Source organism: Elusimicrobiota bacterium (assembly GCA_026388075.1).
Classification (GTDB): domain Bacteria; phylum Elusimicrobiota; class Endomicrobiia; order Endomicrobiales; family JAPLKN01; genus JAPLKN01.
In genome coordinates, this window is record JAPLKN010000111.1 from 1 (window position 1) to 11,005 (window position 11,005).

An 11,005-nucleotide genomic window follows, 5' to 3' on the forward strand; every position below is an offset into this window, starting at 1 on the left:
AGAAAGAAAATAATACAGCCGCGACGCTTCCTTCAACATTGGAGAAATACGGCAAACTTCATGACCTTCCCGAAAATGTTGAAAAAGTGATGCAATTGCTGGCTATTGATGAAGAGCAGAATAAATATGCTGAGATAGACAAATGTGATTCTGAAACAATAAAACTGATTATTGAAGATTCTCGTTTTGAAGATTCTGTAAGGTTATATGCATTTTGCCGTTTATGCCGTATTCATGGTCCTTATAGCAAAGAAAGCGAAAATTTAACAACTGAAAACATGGCCAAATATATTGAGATGTTAAAGCCAGCGGGCAATAGAGTAATAGAAAACTTAAGAAAACAGGATGTGCAAATATTCAGGAAAAGCCTGCTTGACGATAAACGTCTTGGGAATATGAGGTCTACTATATTTTCTATGGCATTATTTTTAACTTCAATCTTTGATCTGATTGTCAAAGGTTCTGATAAGAAATTAGACGGAAATGAGCTAATTTTTGCTTTATATGCAACAGCTTATGCATGGATAAGAGAAGGGGGGACAGAATTTATTGCTCATACCGATCACATAGAGTTAGGCGGAGAAAGAATCGGTAGAATTTCAATAGAAAATTTTATTATTTCATTAGGCCATGAAATTCATCATGTAATACAAGAACATATTTTCAAGTTTGAATGTTACAAAAAGGAAGAATATTATACTCCGGGACTAAATCAAATAATAATAACCGAGCTTTTTGGCGGTATAGCGGAATTGCACTCCTCTATAGTTTATGGGATAGGAAATAAAAAAGTATCTGAAGAACTTAAATATAAGGAACGTTTTAAAAAATTAGAAGAATGCAGCTTCTTTGCCGATGACCAGCATACAGGCGCAAGAGGATTTTTAATGATGATTTTGGCAATAAGTAACTACTATGAAATTGATATTGACTGGTGCTTATTCCACAAAATATTATTGAACACTTATGAAACTAAAAAAATAAATGCAGTTTCACTAGGAGACATTCTTATAACTGCAGTTGGAGAATATTTCAAAACCCCGAAAGAGGTCTGTAAAAGTTTCATTGAAATGGCGGAAAAAACAAGAAAAGAAAATGTTGAAGGAATTGAATCAAAAAGGTGGTCTGCTGTAAAAGAAGGTTCAATATTTGATTTTTACGAGCCAAGTGTATATATGGCTTCTTGGCAGATCTTTTCACAAGTAATAGAAAGCGGTAGTTTGGTTTCTAACCAAATAATTACTTCCTCAAAAGAAAAAATATCCCAAAAGCCATCATTGCTTGCCTTGGAAGAATCTTACCTTAAGTACTTTGAAACCTATAATAAAAAACACAAAGACAATCCCCTGCCTAAAGACTGGCTTGAAAAGGCGAAGAAGTTTGAAGAGCTATTTCAAGAAGCAATAATTTCTGCCGACGATCTTATCAGAGAACTAGCCGAGGATGGAAATATAACTTTTGAGGAATTCATTCAGAATCCCGGGCGCGTTGATGCCGCCGCCACGTTGGAAGGAAAAGCAGTAAGATTAGGCGTTCATATTGACTCACTTAAAGAAGGCATAAAATATTACTTGGCCAAACGCGACTGCGAGATAAACTTTGCGCCGAAGCGGGAGCGTAAAGCGATTCAGCGAATCCTTGAAGCAACCGGCGAGCGCGCAAAGAAGCTTATGAATGATTTTTTGGGTCGTCATGAGGGAGCCGAAGACAAAGTTAAAACCGAAATCAGGAAGCAGGGATTAGAGTATATCAGAGATGCAGTTAATACCGCGGTAAATGCAGCGCTTAGCCATTTTGGAGCCAAAGCAACACTTAGCTTATTGGACAAAATACGCAGATGGAAAGCGGTTAGAGATGCGAAAATAAAAGCAAACATTAAAGCTCACAGTGAATGGAATAAGGATTTTGGTATCCCCGCCGGCGCGCCGCTGACTGCGGGCAAACCACAAATAAAAAAAGAACCAAATAATATAAGAGATGAATCTGTAAAATGGTTTGAAAAATTAGTCGATTTGTCAAAAAAAGGAACGAATTTTAAAGACGAGGTTAAGCAGAAATTTGACTCAATTGATGAGAAAGAGTTTCCGTTGCTGTTTGTAGAGTTGGCTAGCTACGCTAAAGCAAAAAATAAGTCATTTGAAAATAAAGTAGTTAAAGGCCTTAAAGAAATCATATCTGAAAAGGAAAAAGACAGCAGGTTTAATCTAACAGACTTTTTCTTGGCAGTATTTCGTGAGCATAAAGATAAAATTATGGAAATAAATAAATGGCCTGATATTTTCAATAAAATGCAACTTTATTCTGACCACTTTGATTTTGTTTTTGATTTGATAAGAAAAACCGGTGATGACAATATATTATTTATCATCGTGCAAAAACTATTGGAAGAAGGTTCTAGCTCGGAAGACCATGTCTGCAATGAATATTATATTGAAAATTACTACAAGAAATCTTCTTTTTCCGAAACAATAATAAATGAGTTAGCGCAAATTGATTTGAAATGTATTAAAAATAAATTAAAAGACAAAGATTTCAGGATTGCTTATTTTGAAAATGAATTTTATATAAATCTTTGGCTAAACCAAGATGATCTTACTCCCGGGATAATAAGCATAGTATTTTCCGAAAATGTTAAAAATATAAAAAGTATTATAGAACAAGAAAATGAGACAGACGAATGCATAGTGGCAGTTATAGAAAATGTATTGAGATATTTTCAGTCAAATAATACAGGAAAGTTTGATGATGTTTTCTTGGGCCTTTATCTTTCAACTGATAATAAAAATACATATCAAGATATTTTAAAATGGCTACCTATCAGCGATAATGTTTTTAAAAAGTATTTTATTGATCATTATAAAACGTTGGCTGACAAAGAAAACGCTGTTAAATATTTTTATGAACAAAGGCATAATTTGTCCGCATCAGTTAGTGATTTCATTAAAGAAAAAAATAGTCTTCAATGGATCTTTGCCATGATAAATACATTTTATATGAACGATATCCCTTTTTGCGATAAACTCAAAGTAAACCTTTTTAAAAGACTTTTAGAAAATATTGACATAAATGCTCTTGCCGGTTTGCTTATCGGCCTGTATTACGTTGATACAGATTACTTGGGTATACAATGTATGAATGAGCTCAAAATAATAATAAATAATAAATTAAAAATAATCGATAAGGTTAAACTTGCTTTAATTGCATATGAAAAAATGAAAACCGCGTATGGCTTGGAGGAAATCAATACTGTATATAAAAGTACAATTAATTTTACTCTAAATATGCTTGCGAATGAAAATGAAGAAGAAAAATTAAGAGTACTCGGAGAGGTTAAAAGACAAATAAAGGAAATAGAGGATAAAAAACCCTATGCCTTAATGATAAATACATGCAAAGAGTATGCGAAAGAATATTTTGAAAGAACTGGAAAGAGACTGCGTAAAAATTGGCAGAATAAGCCGAAATATGCCGGACTTAAAAGAATTGTTGGAATTACTGATGCGCCTGGCCGCGAAGAGCCAACATTTTGGGGTATAACTCAAACACTTCTCAAGAAAACGCCTAATCAAGTAACGGTTCAGGATATTCAACCTTTGCTTGATTTGCATAGTAAATCCAGTAATGCTCAAGAGGGCATTTTGTGCATAGTTCTTGCCGGAATACTAGCTTACAACTGGGCGGATAATTGGGCTAACGGGATAGATCGTACCAGAGAGTTTATAGCGGCGATACAAAATATTTCAGCAGAAATTGCGGGGGAATTGGAAAGAATTATAGGGGTTAAAAATTATTATTCACTAGATCTACGTGAAACCGCGGAAGGTTTTGCAACAATTGTTCAGATCAAAGTGCACGAACTCTGGAATGAATTATTTCCGAATAAAGCAGCAATTACAGACATCGAAAAGGAACCGGCAAAATCGGTTTTAAATAAAGAAGTAACAACAATTAGCCAGAAGGACGCGGAAGAAATACTTGCAAAGGAAAGATTTTTATACTACATGGCTTTACCCTTTACTTTTGCGCATGAGCTGGGGCACTATTTATTCGGGCTATTGGCGGCGATGAATGAAGGTTCTAAAAAAGCATTTTTTAATAAGTCGAAAGACATAAATTTTATTAAATTTGCGCTTGATTCCATTAAAGAATTCATCCCGCCAAGAATTATAGGTCTATTTCCAGATATGAAAGACGGAAAATTAGCAGAACGCCCGCTAACAAGATTAAAAACTCCTTATCCTACGTCAACATTATGGAAATTGTCCGGCGCTATATCAGGATGGGTTGGCGAAATAATCCTCGGCTTCTTATCGGCAGCGGCATTTTTAACTCCTTTTATTTATGCAGGCATTCCTGTTTTTCTAAATATTTCAATAAGTATTTTGGGGGTATTTGGCATAGTGTCGGGTATCGTGTTTTTATTAAATAGAACAGGGACAATAAATTATTTAAAAAAGCCGGCAAAAAAGACCGATGCTCAACATTTAACTGAGATATCCGAATCAATAAGGGAAATTTCTAAAAATCCGACCAATGTAATTAAAGGAAAGCTTACAACTTTGCGCGATATGGTCAGGAGATGGTTTAAAAATGATAAATCCCTTGTCACTTTAAAGAATGTTAGTGAAACTAGTATTTTTGCTCAAAAAGAAAATGAAGTTAAAAAACAGATAGCTGAAATAGAAAAAACGAATGAAATAGACAGCAATTTATTTGAGAAATTGTCTTTAGATACTCAAGCAAGCGGTGAATTTAAAAACTTATTGGAAAGTAAAAATAAACTAAAAATTATTCTAAATGCGGAAGAAAAATACTATATAGAATTAGAAAATAATGGTTTTCAGCATACATTGAAATTGTTCTTTAACGACGAAGTATCTTTTATTGAGTTTGACTTAGAAGACGGGCCAAAGTGTTTCTTAAATAAATTTAAAACTCATACTGGTTGGCAAAGAAGAGGATATATGCAGTGGGCAATGTATTATTTCTGGTTATATCTTAAAGCATTAGGCGTAACCGAAATTACAACCAGCGGTTTAAAACCAGACGGGGAAAAGTTTTTGAGAAATATTAACGAGAAAGTTCTGGCTGATAAGGAAGTCACAAAGTTTAGTAAGCTTGAAGGTGTTTCGGATGTTTATACAGCCGTAATTGATTTAAATAAAGTTAATTTTAGCTCAATGAAAGAGAATTTAAAACCATTTGAAAAACTAACAAAAGAAGCAAAACCTTTCATGGCGATTGGGGCCGGGTGGGTCAAGAAAAAATGGGGCGAAAAAGCACACGAAAAGTATGTTAAATACATCGCACCTATTTGGGAGACTGTAGCGTTTCAGTGGGCAGGCATTATTATTTCATTGCTGGGATTTCCTTGGATCGGCATTCTTTGGGCAACAATCGGCTTTGCAATTGCGCACACCATTTTGGAATGGAAGGCTAAATCCAAAGACAAAGGGTGGAAAGAAATCACTAAAGAAATTGTCTTGAAATTCCTTTTCAGGGCAGGTTTCGGATTTCTTCTTTTCCTTCCTTTTGCAGGTATTGCATCAATAATTGCATTAATTCCTCATATTACCGCACTTATTAAAATAATCCTAACAGTCATAATCGCAGTGCCTCCGGTTTACAAAATCCATTCAAAAATCAATTCATATTTATTCAACCTGAAACAAAAACCAGATGATAAGCTTACCCCGCTCCGAAGAAAGCTCAAAAAACTTCCATATTTGAGCATAAAGGGCGAAGAGAAAGTAAAAAAAGAAAATAATGTTGAATTCCATGTCAATTCAAGTTTGACTTTGGATAAAGACGTCGAAAAAGGGATTGCCGGGTCTATAGAAAAGACCCATAAGAAGTGGGGCAAGCGATCGTTATCAAAGAGTTGCCAATATATCTCAAGAATGCTCGGAAGAGAATTATACGAAAATTTTAAAGGTGCTAGGGAAGTTGACCTTCTTTATGCGGACGGATTAGATGTTTGGAAGGGAAAAAGAAAATGGGAAAATCCGAAGAATTACGAAAATCATTTTATTACGCATTTCCTCTATAATGGGATTCATTACGCTATTGATGCAACTGCAAAGGATTCTGTTGATGAAGAAACTGATGGCTTAGTTTTCGCTGCCCCGTCTTATATTGAATTGATAGATATGATTGTTGATTATTACGGAGATGGAACCGGGAAAGAATTTTGGGGTTCGGCAGACTTCTTGAGAAAAAGAGATATAAGCAAGTTAAAATGTAAATACACTTATCCTTGGGGGGATATTCTATTTTTTAATAACAGAGACATAGTTAAACTTCATGGAGATACCAAAGAATTAAAAATTGAAAACTGGATGCTAAAAGCCGAATTGAAATATGGCGAAGTTTTAAACAAAGCAGTCAGTTTAGGAAAACATCCCATAGAAATAATGCCAGAAGATCTTGGCGATTCCTGGCCAATTTGGGTAAATTTTATTTGTAAGGAACTAATTTCAGACGATCCAAAGGAAGCCGTTTTGTGCATGGAGGCAGCTGAAAATGTTTTGAAGACATATTTTGGCGTAGATGATACGGATATAGCAGATATCAGAGAGTCTTATGCTCCTTTATTGGCCACTAAGATGTTAATGGAAAAAACTAATAAAGCGACAAAGAGTGGAAATGCAAAAGATGTTTCCGGTTCTAAAACATCTGTTGGAGAAACATCAGAAGAACAAGACAAAGAATCTTTGGGCAGATTGATTGACGAAGAGATTGAGCGCCTTAGGTTTGGCTTGAAGAAACTCACTATAAATTTAGATGATAATCGGATGGGCATAGATTGGTATGAATCCATGAGAACCGTAAAGCCTCTCTTTGTTTATGGGCAAAAATATAAAAAAGCTATCGATATTTTAATTAATGAATTAGCAGAAAGTGCCAGGAGTTTATTAAACAATAATTTAATTGACTTAAATGATGAAAACTTTCCTGAGCTGTTAAATAATTGCCTTATAGGTATTTACGAAAAGTTTTTTGAATCGTTAAAAATAGAGCTTTACAAGCAAAGAAATATTCCTGATTATAAAGCCAGAAAATCTAGAGACATTTTCTATGAAAAAATTAAACTTGAAGACTCAACAAAAGCTTTCGGCCAACTTGTTCTAGATTTGCTCTCATCCCCTATATATCCGAATGTCAAGGAGATAAATAAAGACTATGAGTTTGAAGAATTTATTGATAGTGATGGCTCGCAGTTTGTTTGGCTTAGAACAAAATATCAAGGCAAATATTGGATATTGCTTATTCCGTATTATAGTTATGAAAGAAATAATGTAAAAGAAAAAACATTCTTACTCAACAAGTTAAATGAATATCCTAAAACTAAAAACACTATTCAAATTCATCCAGATAGTTATGAATTATGCGAAGGGAAAGCGATTCTTCTAAAAGATGAAAATGAATTCTCAATCAAAGATATGAGGGAATTTACAAAATCAGATTTTGATGAAGTAAAACAATTTTTAATTAGTGCAATTAGTAAAGGATTTAACTTGGCCGAACCTTTTATTGCCTTAAAAAGCAAAAATGGGTTTTTAGCTATAGGAGATATTGGTATTTTGGGAAAAAACAATAAAACTTCCAAGTCATATTATGAATCTGAAACTAGCGCGAAGGAGCAGATATTATTGATTGAGAGGCATGCTATTGGAAAGGTTTTTGCTGAAATACTTGGAAAAGAAGCAACCGAAAATGATTTGAATGAGATTTTTAGTATTTTAAGCGACGATTCAAGGACTATCTCTGTAGAAGAGGCGATCCGAGAATTTGCAAAATCACCCAGAAGCTCAGCATTTAAATTTAAAGGATCTTTGCTTTCATTTCTTAAAAAACCGGATAATAGATTCCTAAAGAAAAATAAGGATTTCTATGATTCCAATATCTCAAAAGGAAAGGGAGTTGGGCATTATAGTGTTAATGAAGGAATATGGAGCGGCAAAAGATATTGGATTTTCGGGGAAAAGCAAATTTACGTAGACCACCCTACTGTCATTAAAGAGGATGGCACCTCACGGCAAGGGGAGGATACAAACTATACTGACATTAGAAAAAAAGAGAGTGTTTTTATTGAAAAGGCACTCGAAGTACTGACAGAAAAAGGATTGGCGTATTCAGATGTGGCCGAATATATAAGAAAAAACCTGAATGTTGTAATGGTAAGACCTTCGGATAAATTACCTTTATTGGTTACAAATGGTTTTGAAAATTATGAAGCCCTGCACGGCGGATTTGAAAGAAAAGCAATATATATATCAAATGGATTATATGAGAAGATAAAGAACAATCCAATACTCCTGGCCGGTGCTATTCTTCACGAAGGGTATGAGCTAATGAAACTGGAGAAAGCATATGAAGACTATGTGGCCAATATTGAAAAAGTGAGCAGAGGATTTTTTAAAGATAATAATACGAAACTAGTAGGAGATTTACATAAAGAAGCGGAAAAACTGGAACTGGAGTTAGTCGGGGAAGGAAAGCATTTGAACCAAAGTAAACTTGACGATGAAATTCAAAACCTTATTTCCCTGAATTTAGTATCTCAAATAAAGAAAAAGATAGCGGAAGAAATAATGCCAAGATCAATTCCAATCTGTATTGACATAGTTTCTTTTATATTAGGGCTTCTAATTGCGATTCCTTTGCTTTCCATATTACCTGTTATGGGTCCCGCGGGAATTGTTGCCTTTGCATTGCTAATTATTTCATTTTCTGGCGCAGCATCTATGATGCATATAAAGGAATTAATTATCAAAATGAAGGTAGAGAAATTAAATCGTATTATTTCTGCACTTGCGGAAGGCGGAATGGAAAAAGAAACGATTATAAAAATATTTACATACAAAGATATGATTAAATACGCAAATAAATTTAAGACTATCAAGTTGTTAAATAAATATCCGAAATTTATTCATGCCACACTTCCTAACGATAAAATCATAGAAAACATAGAATGGATGTTGGGGGCGAATGCGGAAGAAGTTGATCAGTTTATAGAGTTCGTATCATCTGAAAATAATGAGAAAATGCTTGCCGAAAAGGGAAGATTCGTAAATCAAATCTTAAGTCATAATTTTGATTTTAAAGTATTCGTTATGATAATAAATTATGAAAAAGAGCATGTCGGACATGATAAGAAACTCCGTTTCTATAGAGGGATAAACAGCCTATTAGATAACGGAATAATGACGGACAAAGACACAATAGAAAATTGGAATATTCTGCTGAATGACTATCTTGAAAGATTTGATTATTGCGCCAACAAGGATATGGTTTTGATACATAGGGGTTTATTTAGAAATGAAGTCCTAGACAAGATAGAAAACGGGAAATATGATTTATCGAATATGGGAGTAAGTACAACAGGAATCAAAGGAATCGAAGATTTTGAAAATATCATAAAATCTGTAATGGAAAAGCTGATAAAAGAAAAAACAATCAGCCTAAAAGATTTGTCAAATCCGTTGCTGAAAGGAATCATAGGCGCAATAACAGGATTTTATACAGCAGAATGGGGGCATGGTTCCCGCGGAAGAGAAAATTTACAAAGGTTTGTGAGACATTTCCAATTTTTAGAAGAAGATGGAGAAATTCCTGAGCTGGATATAGCTTATCAAAAAGCCGGAGATACAAGTTTTATGGTTCATAAGCTAGGAAAAATAGAATTCTCAGATAAAACTAAAAGTATCTTTGAAAAATACAAGGTATTAGTAGAAAAATGCGTGAAAATTAACAGTAAAAAAGATGGAGATAAGCTTAGCTATGTTAAAAAGATTTTCATTGATGGATTAGATAAACAGATTAAAGAAATGAAACAAAAAATGTCTAAAAGTGAGCTTAAAAATGGAAACGAAAATAGATATGCAACAGAAAAGATAAGAGAATACGAAGCCGTCAAAGAAGAAATCAAACAATGCAACAAAATGGATGAAGTTATAGAAAAAGTGATCGGAGGCCTTGGAGGGATAGAAAAGTTTATAGAAAAAACGGTTGTCGAGGCAGTGATTTTGAATGCTTTTGATGAAAATCCCGGATTAGGACAAAACATATTAAACAAACTCAGTGAGGGAGTAAACATAGGATCATTGTCAGCAATAATGGAACTAAAAAGCGTTTTTATTAAGGCACATACGCATTTTGATAAAAATGTTAAAAAGCCAGTATTTAAATTGTTTAATGATATTAAGGAAATAGAAGTCGAAGTAAATGAAGTTGTTAAAAATAGGAGCAGTGAAAAATTGAAAGTGGAAGCATTTTTCACAAAAGGAATATTAGGGGAAATGGCTGGAGATATCGGAGATGCCTGCTATACTAGAGAAGAAGATATTATGGGTGAATCTCGCATCACAGCGGTTATATTTTCTGCAGGAGAAGGATTGGAAAGTAGATTTGTCGGCTCAATGCTTGTATTAAAGAATAAAGTGAAAGGAAAACCAGTATTGATATTACGCGCGATTAATCCAACAAACGAATTTCTGGAAGAATATAGTGCTGAAGATTTCCTTCAAGAAGCTATCGCGTATGTTGAGAAAGCCGCAAAAGAAATGGGGGCAGAAGTTTTATTGTCGGATGAATCTGAAACAACCAGCAACAGAGATATTGTTTATGAAGCTGTAAGAAAGTTTATAGTAAATCCCAAACCAGTGAAATTGGACGAACAGGAATATTTTAATGATTATGATATTACAAATTCATGTGTAAGGGTTGCGTCAGGAAAAGATCAAGAACCTGAGGATCAGCCTAAGAAAAATGAAGCTAAGCTTACTCTTAATGAAACATATCAAGCTTACGGCGATGACCATGGCGATAAAATTGTTAGGGACCCTGAATATGAAAATTGGTGGGAAAATCCCGCAAATGAAAAAGCCAAGCGCGACTGCGAACAGAATTTTGCGCCTGAGCATGAAGCGCCGGAACTGATAGGCATTGCAGAAGGAGTATGGCAAATAGTAAAAAATGGAGAAATGCTGCTTGAGAAAGCGCT

At 34.3% G+C, this 11,005-nt stretch carries 1 protein-coding gene; it reads left to right on the forward strand.

Features of this window, described 5'->3' with window-relative positions; translation table 11 throughout:
• Positions 1-11,005: hypothetical protein (locus tag NT145_05890; protein MCX5782218.1), on the forward strand; the 11,005-nt coding region annotated here is incomplete at both ends.